At 68.7% G+C, this 17,228-nt stretch carries 16 protein-coding genes and 5 pseudogenes; 12 read left to right on the top strand and 9 right to left on the bottom strand.

Features of this window, described 5'->3' with window-relative positions:
* The first annotated feature begins 15 nt into the window (after nt 1-15).
* Genes V2J52_RS14290 through V2J52_RS14280 form a run of 3 tightly spaced genes read left to right on the top strand, consistent with a single transcriptional unit; the run spans nt 16 to nt 2,966 of the window.
* Nucleotides 16-828 carry an SDR family NAD(P)-dependent oxidoreductase gene (locus V2J52_RS14290; RefSeq protein ID WP_491062191.1) on the top strand — a complete coding sequence of 271 codons (813 nt, stop codon included), beginning with the start codon at nt 16-18 and terminating at the stop codon, nt 826-828.
* Between the two features lie 17 nt (nt 829-845).
* A complete protein-coding gene (locus V2J52_RS14285; protein WP_331228397.1) occupies nt 846-2,099 on the top strand; it encodes an enolase C-terminal domain-like protein in 1,254 nt (417 codons plus the stop codon).
* A gap of 15 nt (nt 2,100-2,114) precedes the next feature.
* Nucleotides 2,115-2,966 (top strand): SMP-30/gluconolactonase/LRE family protein, encoded by an 852-nt coding sequence (locus tag V2J52_RS14280; protein WP_331228396.1) that lies wholly within the window; start codon nt 2,115-2,117, stop codon nt 2,964-2,966.
* Nucleotides 2,967-3,071: 105 nt separating this feature from the next.
* Here the strand turns inward: V2J52_RS14280 and V2J52_RS14275 are convergent, their stop codons facing one another.
* The 4 genes and pseudogenes from V2J52_RS14275 to V2J52_RS14260 form a co-directional block, all read right to left on the bottom strand.
* Nucleotides 3,072-3,281 carry a hypothetical protein gene (locus V2J52_RS14275; RefSeq protein ID WP_331228395.1) on the bottom strand — a complete coding sequence of 70 codons (210 nt, stop codon included), beginning with the start codon at nt 3,279-3,281 and terminating at the stop codon, nt 3,072-3,074.
* A gap of 180 nt (nt 3,282-3,461) precedes the next feature.
* Nucleotides 3,462-3,818, bottom strand: a complete 357-nt coding sequence (locus V2J52_RS14270) for an iron chaperone (RefSeq protein WP_331228394.1) — start codon at nt 3,816-3,818, stop codon at nt 3,462-3,464.
* Nucleotides 3,819-3,972: 154 nt separating this feature from the next.
* Nucleotides 3,973-4,695, bottom strand: coding sequence for a hypothetical protein (locus tag V2J52_RS14265; protein ID WP_331228393.1), 723 nt, complete (start codon nt 4,693-4,695; stop codon nt 3,973-3,975).
* Between the two features lie 387 nt (nt 4,696-5,082).
* Nucleotides 5,083-5,275, bottom strand: a pseudogene (locus V2J52_RS14260) (IS1380 family transposase); the annotation flags it as partial.
* Nucleotides 5,276-5,363: 88 nt separating this feature from the next.
* Between V2J52_RS14260 and V2J52_RS14255 the strand changes: the two are divergent.
* Complete coding sequence (locus tag V2J52_RS14255; protein WP_331228392.1) at nt 5,364-5,939, top strand: hypothetical protein; 576 nt, start codon at nt 5,364-5,366, stop codon at nt 5,937-5,939.
* Between the two features lie 137 nt (nt 5,940-6,076).
* Here V2J52_RS14255 and V2J52_RS14250 read toward each other — a convergent pair whose 3' ends face one another.
* The 5 genes from V2J52_RS14250 to V2J52_RS14230 form a co-directional block, all read right to left on the bottom strand.
* Nucleotides 6,077-7,936, bottom strand: coding sequence for an ABC transporter ATP-binding protein (locus V2J52_RS14250; RefSeq protein WP_331228391.1), 1,860 nt, complete (start codon nt 7,934-7,936; stop codon nt 6,077-6,079).
* Nucleotides 7,936-9,123: an ABC transporter permease gene (locus V2J52_RS14245; RefSeq protein ID WP_491062190.1), complete on the bottom strand. Its 1,188-nt coding sequence runs from the start codon at nt 9,121-9,123 to the stop codon at nt 7,936-7,938. Before V2J52_RS14245 ends, V2J52_RS14250 begins: the two co-directional genes overlap by 1 nt.
* A gap of 18 nt (nt 9,124-9,141) precedes the next feature.
* Nucleotides 9,142-10,134, bottom strand: a complete 993-nt coding sequence (locus tag V2J52_RS14240) for an ABC transporter permease (protein ID WP_331228389.1) — start codon at nt 10,132-10,134, stop codon at nt 9,142-9,144.
* A gap of 63 nt (nt 10,135-10,197) precedes the next feature.
* Nucleotides 10,198-12,165 (bottom strand): ABC transporter substrate-binding protein, encoded by a 1,968-nt coding sequence (locus V2J52_RS14235; RefSeq protein ID WP_331228388.1) that lies wholly within the window; start codon nt 12,163-12,165, stop codon nt 10,198-10,200.
* A complete protein-coding gene (locus tag V2J52_RS14230; RefSeq protein WP_331228387.1) occupies nt 12,162-13,418 on the bottom strand; it encodes a Gfo/Idh/MocA family protein in 1,257 nt (418 codons plus the stop codon). Before V2J52_RS14230 ends, V2J52_RS14235 begins: the two co-directional genes overlap by 4 nt.
* Before the next feature lie 242 nt (nt 13,419-13,660).
* Between V2J52_RS14230 and V2J52_RS14225 the strand changes: the two are divergent.
* The 8 genes and pseudogenes from V2J52_RS14225 to V2J52_RS14195 all read left to right on the top strand — a co-directional run.
* Nucleotides 13,661-14,686, top strand: a pseudogene (locus V2J52_RS14225) (IS1380 family transposase); the annotation flags it as partial.
* A gap of 26 nt (nt 14,687-14,712) precedes the next feature.
* Nucleotides 14,713-14,820: pseudogene (locus V2J52_RS17080) on the top strand (hypothetical protein); the annotation flags it as partial.
* A 9-nt stretch (nt 14,821-14,829) separates the two neighbouring features.
* Nucleotides 14,830-14,988 (top strand): hypothetical protein, encoded by a 159-nt coding sequence (locus V2J52_RS14220; protein ID WP_331228386.1) that lies wholly within the window; start codon nt 14,830-14,832, stop codon nt 14,986-14,988.
* Nucleotides 14,985-15,233: pseudogene (locus V2J52_RS17075) on the top strand (DEAD/DEAH box helicase); the annotation flags it as partial. The gene V2J52_RS14220 and the pseudogene V2J52_RS17075, both read left to right, overlap by 4 nt.
* A 43-nt stretch (nt 15,234-15,276) precedes the next feature.
* Nucleotides 15,277-15,584: pseudogene (locus V2J52_RS17070) on the top strand (transposase); the annotation flags it as partial.
* A gap of 139 nt (nt 15,585-15,723) precedes the next feature.
* On the top strand, nt 15,724-15,927 hold the full coding sequence (locus tag V2J52_RS14205) for a helix-turn-helix domain-containing protein (RefSeq protein WP_331228383.1): 204 nt from the start codon (nt 15,724-15,726) through the stop codon (nt 15,925-15,927).
* 80 nt (nt 15,928-16,007) lie between these two features.
* A complete protein-coding gene (locus V2J52_RS14200; protein ID WP_331228382.1) occupies nt 16,008-16,616 on the top strand; it encodes a DUF1819 family protein in 609 nt (202 codons plus the stop codon).
* Nucleotides 16,616-17,227, top strand: a complete 612-nt coding sequence (locus tag V2J52_RS14195) for a DUF1788 domain-containing protein (RefSeq protein ID WP_331228381.1) — start codon at nt 16,616-16,618, stop codon at nt 17,225-17,227. The genes V2J52_RS14200 and V2J52_RS14195 overlap by 1 nt, the downstream gene beginning before the upstream one ends.
* Nucleotide 17,228 lies beyond the last annotated feature (1 nt).

Below are 17,228 nucleotides of genomic sequence, written 5' to 3'. Positions count from 1 at the left end.
CTTATGGGAGAAGCAGTGATGAGTGAGCGATCGTGGGACGGGCGTGTCGTCCTGGTGACAGGTGCCGCAGCCGGTATCGGCGGCGGTGTGGCGCAGGCACTCACCGGCGCCGGCGCCGTCGTCGTCGGCGTGGATGCCGATGAGCAGGCGTTGGCCGAGATGGCGACGAGCCTCGAGTCGGCCGCCGGGCGCTTCGTGCCGGTAGCGGCGGACGTGACGGACCCGGAGCGGCTCAGTGCCGTGGCCGACGACGTCGCACAGGAGCTCGGCGGGCTCGACGGCGTGGTGTGCGCCGCAGGAATCCAGCGCTACGGCACCGTCGACGCCACTGACCCGGCCGTGTACTCGGCGGTGATGGGCGTCAACGTCGAAGGCGCGTTCAACACCTGCCGGGTCGCGGTGCCGCTGCTGCGAGCGCGCGGCGCGGGGGCGATCGTGCTGGTCTCCTCGGCGCAGGCCTACGCCAGTCAGCGACAGGTCGCCGCGTACACGGCGAGCAAGGCCGCGCTCCTGGGCCTCATGAGGGCGATGGCGCTGGACCACGCGCCGGAGGGGATCCGGGTCAACGCCGTATGCCCGGGATCCATCGACACACCGATGCTGCGATGGGCAGCCGGACTCTTCAGCAACGACAACGAGGTGGAGGACGTCGTGCAGACATGGGGACGAGCGCATCCGCTCGGGCGCGTGGGGAAGGTCCGGGAGGTGGCCGACGCCGTGGAGTTTCTGCTCTCCGACCGTGCGTCGTTCATCACCGGGGCCGACCTCAAGGTCGACGGCGGGCTGACCGCCGGCCTGGGTGTGGCACTTCCGGAGGTCGAGGGATGACGGTCCGAGGAAGCTCCATGCGCATCGCCGATATTCGGGCGACCACGGTCACGGTTCCACTGGAGGCGCCCCTGCGGCACAGCAACGGCGCCCACTGGGGCCGGTTCGTGCGGACGATCGTCGAGATCGAGACGACTGACGGCCTTATCGGGCTGGGGGAGATGGGCGGGGGCGGCGAGAGCGCGGAACAGGCCGTTGCCGCGCTCAAGCCGTACCTCATCGGCCATGACCCGGCCCAGACCGAGGCCTTGCGGTTCATGATCGCCAACCCGACGGCGAGCCTCTACAACAACCGCACCCAGCTGCTCGCCGCGGTCGAGTTCGCCTGCCTGGACCTGCTGGGCAAGCACACCGGACTGCCGGTGCACGCACTCCTCGGCGGTGCACTGCGCGACGAGGTGGAGTTCGCCAGTTACCTGTTCTTCCGGTATCCGGCAGCAGACGGCACGGGAGAGGTACGCACCCCGGACCAGCTCGTCGCCCATGCCCGCGCCCTGAAGGACGAGCACGGGTTTCGGGTGCACAAGCTCAAGGGCGGAGTGTTCGACCCGCAGTACGAGCTCGAGTGCTACCGGGAGCTGGCCCACGCCCTGCCAGGAGACCGCTTCCGCTACGACCCCAACGGGGTGCTGAGCGTCGAGGAGTCCATCCGGTTCGCGCGCGGCATCGAGGACCTCGACAACGACTACCTCGAGGACCCCTGCTACGGGCTGGCCGGCATGCGACGCGTCCGGGAGAACACCCGGATCCCCACGGCGACCAACACCGTCGTCGTGAACTTCGAGCAGCTGGCCGCGAACATTCTGGCACCCGCCGTCGACGTGATCCTGCTGGACACCACCTTCTGGGGGGGCATCCGGCCGTGCGTCAGGGCGGCCGGCGTGGCGGACACCTTCCAGCTGGGTATCGCCGTGCACTCCTCCGGTGAGCTGGGCATCCAGCTGGCGAGCATGCTTCATCTCGGTGCCGTGGTGCCGAACCTCGTGTTCGCCGCCGATGGCCACTACCACCACCTGCAGGACGACATCATCACCGGCGGCAAGCTTCCCTACCGGGACGGCAAGATCGCCGTCCCCGACGCCCCCGGCCTGGGGGTCGAGCTGGACCGCGACAAGCTCGCCGAGTACTCCGAGCTCTACCGGGAGCTGGGCAGCTACCCCTACGACCGCGACCCGGGGCGCCCAGGCTGGTTCCCGCTGCTGCCGAACACCGACTTCGCCGACCCGGCGGTCGGTGGGCGCCCCGCGGCACTCGATGCCACCCCGTTCTAGGAAGGAGTGAGCGCCATGGGCGCTGTCGAGCAGGTGACCGATGTCGTTACCCGGCACGGTGAAGGACCCGTCTGGTCACCCGCGTGGGGCGGTCTGCGTTTCGTAGACATGCTCAACGGTGGTGTCCTCACCTTGGCCGACGACGGCGCCGTGCGACGGATGGACGTCGGACGGGTCGCGGCGTTCGTCCGACCCCGGCGAACGTCGGGGTACGTCGTGGCGACCGAGCACGGCATCGCCTTGGCCGACGACGTCGACGACCTGCCGACGAGGCACGTGACCCTCACGAGCGCTCCCGGTGAGCGGATGAACGAGGGCACCGCGGCGCCCGACGGCAGCCTCTATGCCGGATCCTCGAGCTGGGAAGTGACACCGGGCATCGCCTCGCTCTACCGAGTGACCCCGGATCTGCAGGTCGAGCAGGTGCTTCGCGACGTCACGATCTCCAACGGGATCGACTACTCGCCCGACCACACCCGGGCCTACTACGTCGACGGCGCGACCGGCCGCATCGACGTGTTCGACGCTGACGCTGGGAGCATTCATCACCGGCGCCCGTTCGTGGAGCTGTCACGGGAGATCGGGGACTTCGACGGGCTGGTCGTCGACGCCGACGGCGGTGTGTGGGTCGCGATCTACGGGGCAGGGCAGGTGCGCCGGTACAGCCCGGCGGGAGAGCTCGACACGATCGTGGAGGTCCCTGTTCCACACGTCACGGCCTGCACGTTTGGCGGCGCGGATCTGCGGACGCTGTTCATCACGACCTCGAGGCTCGTGGACGGGGACGCAGCGGTCGCCGGGGCAGGGGCCGTGTTCGCGACTGCGGTGGATGTTCCGGGGCGCCCGGTGCGTCCGTTCGGGGGGTAGGCGCCACACCGTCGCTGGTGTTCAACGGTCGCGCCGGACGAGCTTCACGCGAGCCGACTGTCCGAGGCTGGCAGGGTCGCGTTCCTGCCGCGTTCGGTGAGGCGCCTACTCGATGATGAGGCCGAGGTCTTCGGCGATGAGTTCGGCGAGGTCACGGCCGGGGCCTTCGTAGATGCTGCGAATGCCGGGGTGGCGCCATTCCCACTGCCCTCGGCGGCGGCGCATGGGGTGGCGGTCGCCGAAGAGGACGATGGTCTCGGCTTGCCCGTGGCCCTGCTGGTAGCTGGCGGCCGAGCGGCGCGTCGCCGTGGACAATCCTCGGCCCTCCCGAGGCCACTCCTTGCGCCGACAGCAGGATTGCCCACGGCAACGTGCCGCGTTGCCGTGGACAATCCTGCTTTCGCGAACGGGAGGAGTAGAGCACCGTCCAGCCCGCCCGGGGCGAGAGGCGGACTCGCGCGGCGATCTGGCCGTCGTCGCCCAGGGCGTGAGCCTTCAGGCTTCGGCGTCCTTTCGCGACGCCAGCGCCAGCCGTTCGACGAGGTCGTCCGGGATCGGCTTGCGCGGCGAGAAGGTGATGCCGGTCTTGGTCGCCTTGAGGCCGGCGGCCGCGATTTCGTCGGCGTGTTCGGAGATGGCGCCGGCGAGGAGATACAGCCCGCACTGCTTGCTGAACGCCGCATAGCTCGCGACGACCGAGCCGCCGATGCTGAAGCCCGGCATGTTGTAAGCCACGATCTCCTCCGCTTCCGGCAGGGCTCGGGTCAGTATCGCGCGCAACCGTTTCAGCGATGGTTGGAAGGGCTCGGGCGCCGCGGCAATGTAGGCGTCGTGGTCGACTATCGTCGTCATGGTCTCGTCCCCCTCATGCCTGCTCCCCAGAGTCTTGGTTCCATCCTGCTCAGTATCAACTCCGATTGTCGGCAGTACCGGTGTGGTCGCCGTGGACAATCCAGCTCTCGGCGGGAGGGGAACTGGCGGATCGGCGATCGGGACGGCGGACAGCTCAGCCGTGGCCCTCGGGGGCATGGTCGAGGAAGTCCGCCGAACCGGGGGCCGACGGCAGGACGACGTGGGCGTGGCCCAGGTCTGCCTCGACGTTGATGAAGTCGATCTGGGTGGCCGCGATGGACCAGGTGAAGACTGCGGTACCGCGCTGCTGCCCGGCGATCTCGATGAGGCGTTGCTGTTGTGCACCTTCGGCGGCGAGTGCGGCCTCGTAGGTCGACACGGCGGCCTGGAATTGCTCCACGGCCGCGGTCAGGCTGCTGCGGGCGACGTTGACGGCGGTGCCGGCCGAGGGCGGGTCGCCGAAGGCGGCGAGTGCGTCGTCAACCGACGTGCTCCATGTGGTGACGTCGGTGGCGGACGCCAATGGTCCGAGCGGAGCCGCCTCTTGCGGCGGGATGGCGGCAGCCAGACCCTCAACCGCGGGCCCGAGGTCCTCGGCGACCTCCCGCGCGATCGAGGTCAACTCACGAGTCGTCTCAATGTCACGCTGCTCGTTCGCCTGGTGGATGGCCGTTACGTCCGGTTCGGAGTCGTCGGTCCCCTGCACGAGCGCGTTGATGCCGAGCGCACCACCGGCGCCGAGGAGCAGCGCTGCTCCGGCGACCATTGCGGTGCGTGGCTTCGCGTTCTCCGGCGAAGGGGCGGGGCGGCGGTTCGGTGCGCCGGACCGCGAACCGGACTTCGCGGGGGCCGAGGGGCGCGTGCGCTGGGTGGACAATCGAATCTCCTACTCGGTGTGTGGCGTGAGGCGCGTGCGATGTGCGGGGCGCGCCGCCACGCTGCAACAGCTCCGGCGAGGGACGGCTCCGACAGTGGAGCGGCCACGATGTTACCGGGCGTCCGATCGGCGGGGACTTGGGGTCCGTCCCCCTGTGTCTGCGTGGCGTCGCTGGCGACCTCGACGCGCAGTGCTGACGCTGGTGTGCGCGGCCGATGGAAGGGAGGACCGTGGGGCTGAATGACGTGACTGCACAGCGTGCCTTGGCCCAGCTCGTTGAGCACGGCGTCCTCGTTGAGCGTGCTGGTCAGCGACGCAACCGGGTCTGGCACTGCGTGGCCGGTAGTGGTGGGCGGCCAGATCGTCAGGCTGCCACCGTCTCATTGGCGTGCCGTGGTCGGCGAAGGAGCACAGTGGAGGGAACCCGTAGCCGCGTTTGAACGTCGGGCGGCGTTCTCCTTCTCGCTGTGGGACGCGACCAGCGTGGCGTCCAGATTGAGGAGAACGGCGTCCTGACGCTCGCGTGGTGATCGGGAACGTTCTCCCCGGCCAACGCCCACGCCCTGGCGCGCGCCGCGGCCCACGGGACATCGATGGTGATGGGCGAGGCTGGTATCCCGGCGTGAACGCGGCACGCGGGTGTTGGTCCCGACGGCTACCGTCCATCCATGCGCAAACCACGTTTCGCTCTGGCCGCCGCCGTTCTAGCAGGCGCGCTGATCGTGAGCAGTTGTTCCTCGGGCACCTCGCATCCCGAGGCGCCAGATGTCACTGCCCCTGTGGAGGACGCCGAGGAACAGACCACCGCGACACCAACAGCAGAACCGACTGCAGCCCCTACCCCCACGGTCGTCGCTCCGGTGGACGCCGAGGCGGCCACCGAGGCCATGCGTGCAGCCAATCCGGAGATCACTGCAGTGACGGTGTACGACGAGAACACCGACCCGAACGACCTCATCGGCAGGCCGGGCCAGTACACTTCCGCCGCCCGGATCACCGACGGCCGGGCGGCCGGAGGCGACGGGATCGACGCCGGTGCGGTGGTCGAGGTCTTCGCAACCCCTGAAGATGCGCAGGCCCGGTCCACGTATATCCAGGAGATGCTCACCGAACTGGGCCCAGCGTTTGGAACCGAGTGGCACCACCTGCAAGGCACCCACTTGCTACGAGTCAGCGGCAGCTTGGTCCCGTCGGTGAACGACGAGTACTCCGCGGCCTGGACCGCACTGTTCCCCGTCGGCTGATCCCCACAGATCAGGGCTCGTCGGGCTCTCGCGGGAGTCGCGTTCCCGTGGACAATCCTGCTCTCGGCGAAGTGCCGGTGGAGAAGTCTGCTGTCGGCGGGAGGAGGGCAGACGGGCGGGCGGCGACGGACCGGCATTCACGGCCGGTAGGTGAGGCGGCGCTCCTTCGTCCCGCGGTCCCGCGGGTCGGCGATCGGGACGGCGGAGAGCAGCGTCCGGGTGTAGTCGTGGCGGGGGTCGGCGAACAGCTCGGCGGTGGGGCGGTGCTCGACGACCTCGCCGAAGTACATCACCGCCACCTCGTCGCAGATCTGCTCGACGATCGACAGGTCGTGGGAGATGAACAGGAAGGTGAGGTCGAGCTCTTTCTGCAGCTCGGCGAGCAGCTCGAGCACCTGGGTGCGTACCGAGGTGTCGAGCGCGGAGACGGCCTCGTCGGCGACGACGAGCCGCGGGTTGGTGATGAGCGCGCGGGCGATCCCGATGCGCTGGCGCTCACCGCCGGAGAACGCGTGCGGATAGCGTGCCGCCATCGAGGACTGCAGGCCGACCCGGCGCAGCGCCGCGTGGACGCGGTCGTGGATCTCCGACCGGCGGTACTTCTTGCTCACGATCAGCGGCTCGGCGATGACCTGCTCGACGGTCATCCGCGGGTTGAGCGAGCCGTACGGGTCCTGGAACACCATCCGGATGTCGTGCCGGTAGGGCAGTAGCTCGCGCTGGCTGAGCGTGGCGAGGTCGACCACGGTGCCGTCGGCGCGGCAGTAGTTCAGCTCGCCGGCGGTGGGCTGGTAGGCGCGCAGCACGGCGCGGCCCAGGGTGGTCTTGCCGCAGCCTGACTCCCCGACGAGGCCGATGGTCTTGCCGGTCGGGATGGTCAGCGAGACGTCGTTGACCGCGGTGAGCGACCGCTTGGACTTTCGGCCGAAGAGCTTGCCGGCCACGGTGTCGAACCGCATGGTCAGGTCGCGGATCTCCAGGATCGGCGCGTCCGGTGTCTCCGGGGCGGTGACGGGGGTGCCGTCCTCATGTGGAGAATCCTGCTGTCGACGAGAAGGAGGGGGCGGAGGAGGCGGGTGTGGAGAATCCTGCTGTCGGCGAGAAAGGGTTGGGGGCGGCGCCGCGAGGTCCACCGCTCCACCCGCAAACGGATTCCCCTTCCAGCGTTGGGGGAGGGCGGAGAGGAGGTGGCGAGTGTAGTCGTGCTGGGGGTCGTGGAAGAGCTGATCCACGGGGCCGGTCTCCACCACCTTGCCCTCGCGCATGACGACCACGTTGTCGGCGATCTCGGCGACCACCCCGAGGTCGTGGGTGATGAAGACCATCGTCTTGCCGGCCCGTTCCTTGAGCTCGGTGAGCAGGTCGAGGATCTGGGCCTGGGTGGTGACGTCGAGCGCCGTCGTCGGCTCGTCGGCGATGACCAGCTCGGGGCGGGCGATGAGGGCCATCGCGATCATCGCCCGCTGCCGCATGCCGCCGGAGAGCTGGAAGGTGTAGGCGTCGATCCGCTCCTCGGGGCGGGGGATGCCCACCCGGGCGAGCTCGGCGATGACGCGGTCGCGCACGCTCTTGGCCCTGACGCCCTCGTGGACCGCGAGCACCTCGCTGATCTGGTCCCCGATGGTGTGCACCGGGGACAGCGAGGACATCGGCTCCTGGAAGATCAGCCCGATCTGCTTGCCGCGGATCTTGCGGATCTCCGAGCCCATCGGGTCGAGCGCCGCGATGTCGACCGGTGTCGCGCCGGCGGTGGGCTTGAACCAGATCTGGCCGCCCTCGACCTGGCCGGGCCGGTCGACCACCTGGATGATCGACCGCGCGGTGGCGGACTTGCCGGAGCCGGACTCGCCGACGATGCAGGTGGTCGTGCCGCGCTCGACCTGCAGGTCGATGCCGGCGACGGCGTTGACGACGTCGTCGTCGGTGCGGAACACCGTCTTCAGCCCGCGGATGTCGAGGATGAGGTCGTCGGGCACGTGGGGGCTCTTCGCCGTCATCAGTCGGACCGCTTTCCGTAGGGGTCGGCGGAGTCGCGCAGACCGTCGCCGACGAAGTTGAACGCGACCACCGCAAGGATGACCGCCAGGCCCGGGATGAGCAGCCACGGCGCGGTGGCGACCGTGTTGACGCTCTGCGCGTCCTGCAGCAGCACGCCCCACGAGACCGCCGGCGCCCGCAGGCCGAGCCCGAGGAAGGACAGCGAGGTCTCGGCGAGGATCATCGCCGGCACCGAGAGGGAGACGGTGGCGATGATGTGCGAGGTGAAGGCCGGCATCATGTGCCGGCCGATGATGCGGCCGGTGCTCGCGCCGTCGAGCCGGGCGGCGAGCACGTAGTCCTCGCTGCGGGTCTGCAGCAGCCGCCCGCGGATGACGCGGGCCAGCGACGTCCAGCCGAGCAGCGAGAGGATGACGGTGATCATCAGGTAGGTGGGCACCGCGCCCCAGCCGGGCGGGATCGCGGCCGCCAGGCCCAGCCACATCGGCAGCGTGGGGATGGACATGATGAGCTCGATGAGGCGCTGGATGATGTTGTCCACCCAGCCGCCGAAGTAGCCGGAGATCCCACCGAGCAGCAGGCCGAGGACGAGCGAGATCGCCACCCCGACGAGCCCGATGGACAGCGAGATCTGCGAGCCGAAGATGATCTTGGACAGCACGTCGGCGCCGGAGCGGTCGGCCCCGAGGAGGTAGAACCGCTCACCGAGCTCGGTGGGGCCGAACAGCCGGATGTCGGTGGTCACCAGGCCCAGCAGCTTGTACTCCTCGCCCTGGACGAAGAAGCCGAGCGGCACCTTGCGGCTGGTGTCCTCCTCGAAGACCCGCTCGAGGGTCTCCAGGTCGGTGCTGCCTTCCGTCGGGTGGAAGTACAGGCCGTCGGAGATGCTGAACTGCGGCAGCTGGGGCGGGTGGTAGGCGTGCGTGGACGACGCCGAGTCCTTGTTGTACGGGGCGAAGAAACCGGCGAAGGCCGCGACGAAGTACATGATCAGGAGGATCCACACCCCGATCATCGCCATCTTGTGCTTGCGGAAGCGCCACCAGATGAGCTGGCGCTGCGAGGCGGACCCGACCTCGACGCGTGGCTCGTCGGCCGGCGTCTCGACGTCGTCGGCAACCTCGCTGCCGTCGGTCGGTTCGTCGGTGAGCTTGGTGCCGGGCTCGTCGGGCGGTAGCGGATGCATGCTCATCGTGGGCTCACCTCACGCCTTTCCGAATCGGACACGGGGATCGACCGCGGCGAGCGCGATGTCGGAGAGCAGGGTGCCCAGCACGGTCAGCACCGCGATGATCAGCAGGATGCCGCCGGCGAGGTACATGTCCTGGGAGCGCAGCGCGGCGAGCAGCAGCGGCCCCATGGTGCCCAGGGTCAGCACCTGCGCGACGATCACCTCGCCGTCGAACAGCTGGGGGATGTTCCAGCCGACGGTGGAGATGAACGGGTTGAGCGAGATCCGTACCGGGTACTTGCCGATGACGGTGCGCTCGGGCAGGCCCTTGGCGCGGGCGGCGGTGACGTAGGGCTTGTGGAGCTCGTCGAGCAGGTTGGCCCGCATCGTGCGGATGATGCCGGCGGTGCCGGCGAGCCCGATGACGATCACCGGGATCCACAGGTGCTCGAGGAGGTCGATGAACCGGCCGATGCTCCAGTCGGCGTTGGCGTACTCGGGGGAGAACAGCCCGCCGACGCTGCTGCCGAAGAACGCGAACGCGATGTAGGACAGCACGAGCGCGGCCATGAAGTTCGGCACCGCCAGGGCGATGAAGCCCAGCCCGGAGATCGTGTAGTCACCGATCGAGTGCTGGCGGATGGCGGAGTAGATGCCGGCCGGCAGCGCGATGAGCCAGGTGAAGATGAGGGTCGCGACGCCGAGGGTGATGGTCAGCCCGAGGCGGTCGAGGATGAGGCCGGAGACCGGGCGCTGGTGCTGGAAGGACAGCCCGAAGTCGCCGTGGAAGAGGATCGAGGAGATCCATTTCCAGTACTGCACCCAGAACGGGTCTCCGATCCCGTAGCGCGCTCGCAGCGCCTCGAGCTGGGCCGGGTCGATGCCCTCACCCTGGGACTCGAGGTAGGCGACCTGCGTCGAGAGGAAGTCACCGGGGGGCAGCTGGATGACGAAGAACGCGATGATCGAGACCAGGGCCAGGGTCGGGATGGAGTGCAGCACCCGCAGGCCGATGTAGCGCAGCATGGACAGCCTTCCTGTCGTGCTGCCCGGCCCCGCAGCGGGCCGGGCAGCACGGTCGCGGTCGGTTTACTCGCCGGCGTAGAAGAGCAGCTCGGGCTTCGTGACGCCCTCGCGGCCGTAGTAGAAGGAGAACTTGGGCTGGTCGTCGCGCACGTTGACGAGGTTGTCGGCGGCGATGACGGGCTGGAACGGCAGCTTGAGCAGGCCGACGATGTAGGTGTTCTCGTCGTGCTGGCGCATGATCTCCTGCCCGGCGGCGATCCGGTCCTCGTCGGACTCGGCGCCGCGCAGCGCGTCCCAACTGTCCATGAGCTCCTGGATCTCGGCCGGCGGCTCCATGCCCTCGGCGCCGCCGCTCACGTACCACTGGCCGTAGCCGGGGGCGCTGTGGCTGTTGGGCGCGGTCGGGATGTACCAGACCGGCTCGAGGTCCCAGTCGTCCTCGGCGACCGTGGTGCCGGACATGTCGAAGTCGTTGCCGCCGCGCAGCTCGCCGTACAGCGAGCCGTCGACAGGGCGCAGGATGAGGTCGATGCCGACCTCGGCGAGGTTGGCGCGCACCATGTTGTAGGCGTCGGTGCGCGGGACCATCGCGTTGTCCTCGACGTAGGAGAGCACGATCTCCAGCGGGGTGCCGTCGGCCATCAGCCGGGTGCCGTCCGACTCGGTCTCGGTGAGGCCGAGGCCGTCGAGCAGCCGGTTGGCCTCGTCCGGATCGTGCTCGATGTTGTTCTGGCCGGCGCCCTCGACGTAGTAGTCGCTGCCCTCGGGCGACGTCGGCTGGGTGATGACGCCCAGGCCGCCGAGCAGCCGCTCGTTCATGTCCTCCCGGTCGATGGCCTGGGAGAAGGCCGCCCGGAAGTCGTCCTCGAGGAACAGCTCGCGCATGTCCTCGTCCTTGTGGGAGAGGTTGAAGTTCATCCCGAGGAGGCTGCCGGTGGGTGCCCAGCGCAGCACGTTGTAGCCGCGCTGCTCGGCGTTCTCCAGGTAGACCTGGGTGGTGTTGTACCCGAGGTGGTTGGCCTGGAAGTCGAGGTCACCGTTGGCGGCGCGCAGGTCGAGGGCGTCCTGGGCGAGGACCTGCACCTGGATCTCGTCGATGTAGGGCAGCTGGCGGCCGCTGGGGTCGGTCTTCCAGTAGTACGGGTTGCGCTCGAGCTCGGCGGTCGCGCTCGACGACGACGCCGGGTTGACGACCAGCCAGGCGCCCATGACCGCGCGCTCGGGGTTCGTCCACGAGTTGTCGCGGTCGGCGAAGAGCTGGTCCCAGGAGTCGAAGCCGGCCTCCTGCACCGCGGCGTCGACCTCCGCCGGGTCGGTGTAGTCGGGGTGGAACTGCTCGAGGTAGTGCTTGGGCTTGATGAACTGGTGGCTCACCGCTGGGTGGGCCATGTACTTCTGGAACAGCGCGAACGGCTCGTCGAAGGTGATGGTCAGCGTGAGCTCGTCGGTGGCCTCGGCGTCCGGGGTGCCGTCGCCGTCGGAGAACCAGAACGGCGGGAACGGCATCGTCGTCGCGTTGTTGAGGTAGTCGTCGATGGTGAACATGAGGTCCTCGGTGGTGAACGGCTCACCGTCGGACCACTTGAGGCCCTCACGCAGCGTGAAGGTGTAGGTGGTGTTGTCCTCGGAGACCTCGACGCTCTCGGCGAGGCTCGGCGCCGGGGTGTCGTTCTCCCAGTTCCACTCCATCAGCCCGACGTTGGCGAAGGACTCGAGGACGGCGCGGGCCTGGCCGTCGGTCTGCGCGCGGCGCAGCGTGCCGCCGAAGGAGCCCTCGCTGTGCACCGGCTCGAGGACCATCGGCGTGGCCGGCAGGCGCTCCTCCAGCGGCGGCAGGTCACCGGCGTCGACCAGCTCGGTGAGCATCGGGGACTCCATGGCGGCGTCCGGGGTGCCGGTGTTGTCCGGGACGGCGCCGTCCTCGGGCCCGGGTCCGGCGTCGTCGGTGCAGGCGGCGAGCGTGAGGGAGGCCGCCACGGCCATGGCTGCCAGCCGGACCGCTCGGGGCCGGCGGGTCGTCAGGTGCGTCATCGCAGATTCCTTGTCTTCCGCTGGAGGTCCGACGGCGTTGGGGCCGCCGGCCTGGTGGGGTGGTCGGCAGCGGGCTGCTGACCGTTGTCGAAGTAGTCGCGGATGTGGGCCGACAGTGGGGGCACCACCTGGGCGGAGCCGTCGCCGCGCATCGACGCGGTGGCCAGCGCTCCGGCGGCCACCGCCTCGCGGGCCGCGACCGGCGAGGTCTCGGTGGGCGTGCCGTCGCGGACGAACCGGAGGAACTCGGCGAGCAGCGCGGGATCGGCGCCGTGGTGGCCGCCGATGACCTGCGGGATCGGGAACTCCTCGTCGCCGTGCTCCTTGAACTCGGTGCGCCGGTTCCACAGCCGCACGTAGCCGCCCTCGCCGCCGAGGCCGAAGTTCTCCAGGCGGCCCTCGGTGCCGATGACGGTGTAGTTGCGCCAGTAGTCGGGGGTGAAGTGGCACTCGTTGTAGGTGGCGAAGGCGCCGTTGTCGAGCTGCATGGTCATCATCGAGATGTCCTCGACGTCGACGACCGGGTTGAGGCCGGTGTTGGCCAGCGGCGGCCAGTTGTGGTCGCGGTCGAGCCAGTCGCGCACGAGGCGGTCGCCGGTGCCGTCGTGGCGGTCGGTGATGCCGCCGTAGACGCTCAGCCCGCCCATGGCGCTCACCCGGCGGGAGTAGCCGCCAGCGAGCCAGTGGATGACGTCGATGTCGTGGGCGCCCTTCTGCAGGAGGAGGGAGTTCACGCGGCGGCGGTCGGCGTGCCAGTCCTTGAAGAACCGGTCACCGCCGTCGCCGACGAAGTAGCGGCACCACACCGCCTTGACCTCACCGATACGGCCCTCGTCGACGAGCTGCTTGAGCTGCCGGATGACCGGCATGTGCCGCATGTTGTGCCCGACGTAGAGCTTGGTGCCGGAGTCGTAGGCCGCCTGGAGGATCCGGTCGGCGCCCTCGAGCGTGATCGCCAGCGGCTTGTCGACGAACAGCGGCACGCCGGCGTGCAGGAGCGCCACCGCCTGGTCCTCGTGGGCGTCGTCGGGGGAGGTGAGGAAGACGGCGTCGAGGCCGGTGAGCTCCTCGAGGCTGCCGGCGATGCGGACGTCGGCGCCGAGCTGCTCGCGGGCCCGGCGGTGGGCGGCCGGGTGAGGGTCGTAGACGGCGACGACCTCGCTGTGGCCGTCGGCCGCCGCGGCACGCTGGGCGATGACCCCGCGGTTGCCGTAACCGACGACTCCCAGGCGTAGCTGCTGCTGTGCAGTCATGGACCTTCCCCATCGACAAACCCGCCGCCTTGCGGTCTTGCTGCAACGAGTGATGCAAGAATCAGCAGTATGCAGCACGGTGTGGGGGTGGTCAACCGGAGGCGTGGCGGGCGTCCCTAGCCCGGTGCTTTCACAGCGGCGTTGCTGTGGGGCCGTGTCGCTGAGATAGAAAGTGCTCCTGACCTGGGACGATAGGGATTGTCGAGATCCAGATCGGTACCAGTTCAAGGAGCACCTTCAAGGTGAAGACTACCCGGGCCTATCCCCGTCTTGCTGTCGACACGGCCAACGTGCCCGCGATCGGGCAGGCCGGTGGTGTGCTGCTGACCGAGACGATCGCCGCGACGGGCCTGTCGCGGGAGCTGTCGGCGGCGCTGTCACCGTGGCGCAAGCCGCTGGCGGCCCACGACCCGGCCAAGGTCGTGCTCGACCTTGCGGTGTCGCTGGCGTTGGGCGGTGACACGCTCTCGGACGTCGGCCTGCTGCGCGCCGAGCCGGGGCTCTACGGGAGCGTGGCGTCGGACCCGACGGTCTCGCGCACCATCGACGCGCTGGCCGCCGACGCCCCGGCGGCGCTGGGAGCGATCGATGCTGCCCGGGCCGCGGCGCGGGCGACCGCGTGGGCGCTGGCCGGGGAGGACGCTCCTGATCACGCTACGACGGCGAGGTCGCCGCTGATCATCGACCTGGACGCCACGCTGGTCACCTCCCATAGCGACAAGGAGAACGCCCGTCCTACGTTCAAGCGCGGCTACGGTTTTCATCCGTTGTGCGCGTTCGTCGACCACGGTCCCGACGGCAGCGGGGAACCGCTGTCGTTCCTGCTGCGTGCGGGCAACGCCGGGTCCAACACCGCAACCGACCACATCACCGTCATCAAAGCCGCCCTGAAACAGCTGCCGTCCTACCGGGCCGGCACCCGCCCCGGCCGCAGGGTCCTGATCCGCACCGATGGCGCCGGCTGCACTCACGACGTCGTGGAGTGGATGACCGGCCGGCGACTGTCGTACTCGGTGGGCTTCACGCTGCCCCACCACACCGCCGACCTGCTCGAGCAGATCCCTGCCGAGGTCTGGACCCCGGCCTACGACGCCCACGACCAGATCCGCGACGGGGCCTGGGTCGCGGAGCTCACCGACCTGCTCGATCTGACCGGCTGGCCCGCCGGGATGCGCGTCATCGCCCGCAAGGAACGTCCCCACCCCGGGGCGCAGCTGCGCATCACCGACATCGACGGGCACCGCGTGACCGCGTTCGTGACCTGTACGCCGGTGGCGCGACCGCCGGCGGTCGGGTGCTCGACTTCGTCGACGACGCGTACGTGCGCACGCTGGCGACCGCGGGGGCCGGCGAGCTGGGCGGCAAGGTGGGGGTGGCGCCCCGACTGTTCCTGCGCAAGCTCGTGGACGTGATGGACAGGGTCGACCAGTTCGAGGGCTTCCGGCCCCGGCGCGACTACGTGCTCACCGTCGACGCCGGCGAGCTCAGCGTCACCGAGACCGAGGCGCGCAACCTGGGTGCGGTGCGACTTGCCGCCGGGAGTGTGGATGACGTCGAGCTCGACCTGTGAGCAGCGATACGGGACTGACTGCGGCCGTCGAATACCACGTGGTGAACTCCCTCGGATGGCCGGCGCTCCGGCCGCTGCAACGGGCCGCCGTCGAGCCGGCCAGATCTGGTGCGGACTGCCTGCTCATCGCACCGACCGCCGGCGGCAAGACCGAGGCGGTGATGTTCCCGCTGCTCTCGCAGATGGCGGAGGAGGACTTGCACGGGTTGTCCGTCAACTACGTGACACCGCTGCGCGCGCTGCTGAACAACTTGCAGCCCAGGCTTCCACCAAGGCGTCTACCTCGTCTGGCGCTGCGCCCAGACCGGCGTGCAGCCTATCGTTGCGCCGACCTGACCGCCGGCCGCGCGATGGCCGAACGCATCCTGAGCATCTTCCACACCTGCCCTGTCCCAGAGATCGCGCGACTCGGGCGGAGCCTACGACGCTGAAAGGACGCGTTCCTCGCGTACTTCACCGCCGGGCGGTCCAACAACGGCGGCACCGAATTCATGAACGGCATCATCGAGCTCCACCGGCGTCTGGCCCGCGGCTACCGCAACCCCAACAACTACCGCCTGCAAATGCTCCTCGCCGCCGGAGGACTCAGGACCTGATCCCCACCGGAAGTTCGAAGAGCCGTCAAACCGGGTTTGGCCGGGTTTGGCGGCGTGTCGCGGGCGTCCTCCGGTTCTGGCCGTCGCTAGAGTTACCACCGCGTGCTTCGTGCACCCCTGATCCCGGAGGTCTATCGACGTGGCTGAACCCTGGCTGTCTGCCGAGGAGATCGCCGCCCACTTGGGCATCACGAAAGACACCGTCTACGACTGGATCGCCGACAAGAAGATGCCCGCTCACCGCGTCGGTCGGCTCTGGAAGTTCCAGGTCAGTGAGGTTGACGATTGGGTGCGCAGCGGCGGTGCGGCTCAGCATGCGCCCGACGATAAGGGCGCCTCTTGACCATCGCAGGCGTTGAGGCCCGAACTGTCGGAGGGCCGACGTATCGTAATCAACTTGCCATCATTCAGAGGAGGTGTCCGGTGAACAGCGACTCGGCCGCAGCGCCGCGCTATGCGCTGTCATTCACGACCGGCGGCCTTCTCGCAACCGAAGCGGCCGTGGTCGCGGCGACATACCTGCGAGGTCACGACTGGGCGGCCACCCGCGTGCAGGTCAAGGACGCCAACCTGCTCCAAAGCCGCGTCGCTAGCTCGACCAAGCGGGTTCTCGGCGCCCTGATCCCGAGACTCCAGCTCCTGAGCGAGCCCGAGCTCCAGATCGTGGTCAACGGCACATCGACTGAGCGCGGCCACCTCATGTGGGCAGCCGCCTGTCGTCGCCACGACCTCATCGGGGAGTTCGCCGAGGAGGTGCTCCGTGAGCGCTTCCTCACCTTGGCGGGCACGGTCTCCTACGAAGACTACGACTCTTTCTACCGCGCCAAGGCGATGTGGCACGACGAACTGGACGAGGTCACCGACCTGTCCTACAAGAAGCTCCGCCAGGTGCTCTTCAAAATGCTGGTCGAGGCGGGGCTGCTGACCACGCAGGGCGCTATCGAGCCCGCGCTTCTCTCTGCCCGCGTCGCCGAATGTCTCACCGAGCGAACACCGAGCGACATCCGCTTCTTCCCGACGAGGCTGGTATGATGCCCCAGCAATCCAAGTCCAAACTGGCTCAGCAAGAGAAGCACCTGTTCAAGGTTCTCAGCAGCGAGCGTTTCCTCAAGATGGAGGGCCTTGGCAACGAGGTCGCCCACTTCATCTACGACTATGACCCGACGTGGGCGCTCGACGTCGCTCAGGCGAAGAAGCGCATCAAGACCAAGCTCGACACGGAGCTTGGCATTAAGGTCTTCGAGATCAACCTCTACGACCTCTGCGTCGAGCTGCTCAAGAAGCGCAACGTCTGGGACCGCGTCCTCGCCGCCGAGCCGACGATGGACAAGCGCGATTTTCTCAAAATGCTCCAGAACATGCTCGACCCGCAGATGCATCTGGCTCCGGCGATCAAGGAGCGCATCGCAGCCGAGTCGTTCCAGATACTTTTCCTGACGGGCATCGGCGAGGTGTTCCCGTTCGTGCGCTCGCACACCGTGCTCAACAACCTGCAAACGGTCGTCTCGGACAAGCCGATGCTGATGTTCTTCCCTGGCCGGTATGAGGTGTCGGCCACACAAGGCTCAGCGCTGGTCCTGTTCGGCCAGCTGAAAGATGACTCCTTCTACCGCGCCAAGCGCATCCTCGACCAGGAAGCATGAC

The organism is Georgenia sunbinii, from assembly GCF_036421875.1.
In the GTDB taxonomy this organism is placed as follows: Bacteria; Actinomycetota; Actinomycetes; order Actinomycetales; family Actinomycetaceae; genus Georgenia_B; species Georgenia_B sunbinii.
The sequence above is the reverse complement of the archived record's forward strand: the minus strand, read 5'-3'. Positions and strand labels throughout refer to the sequence as shown.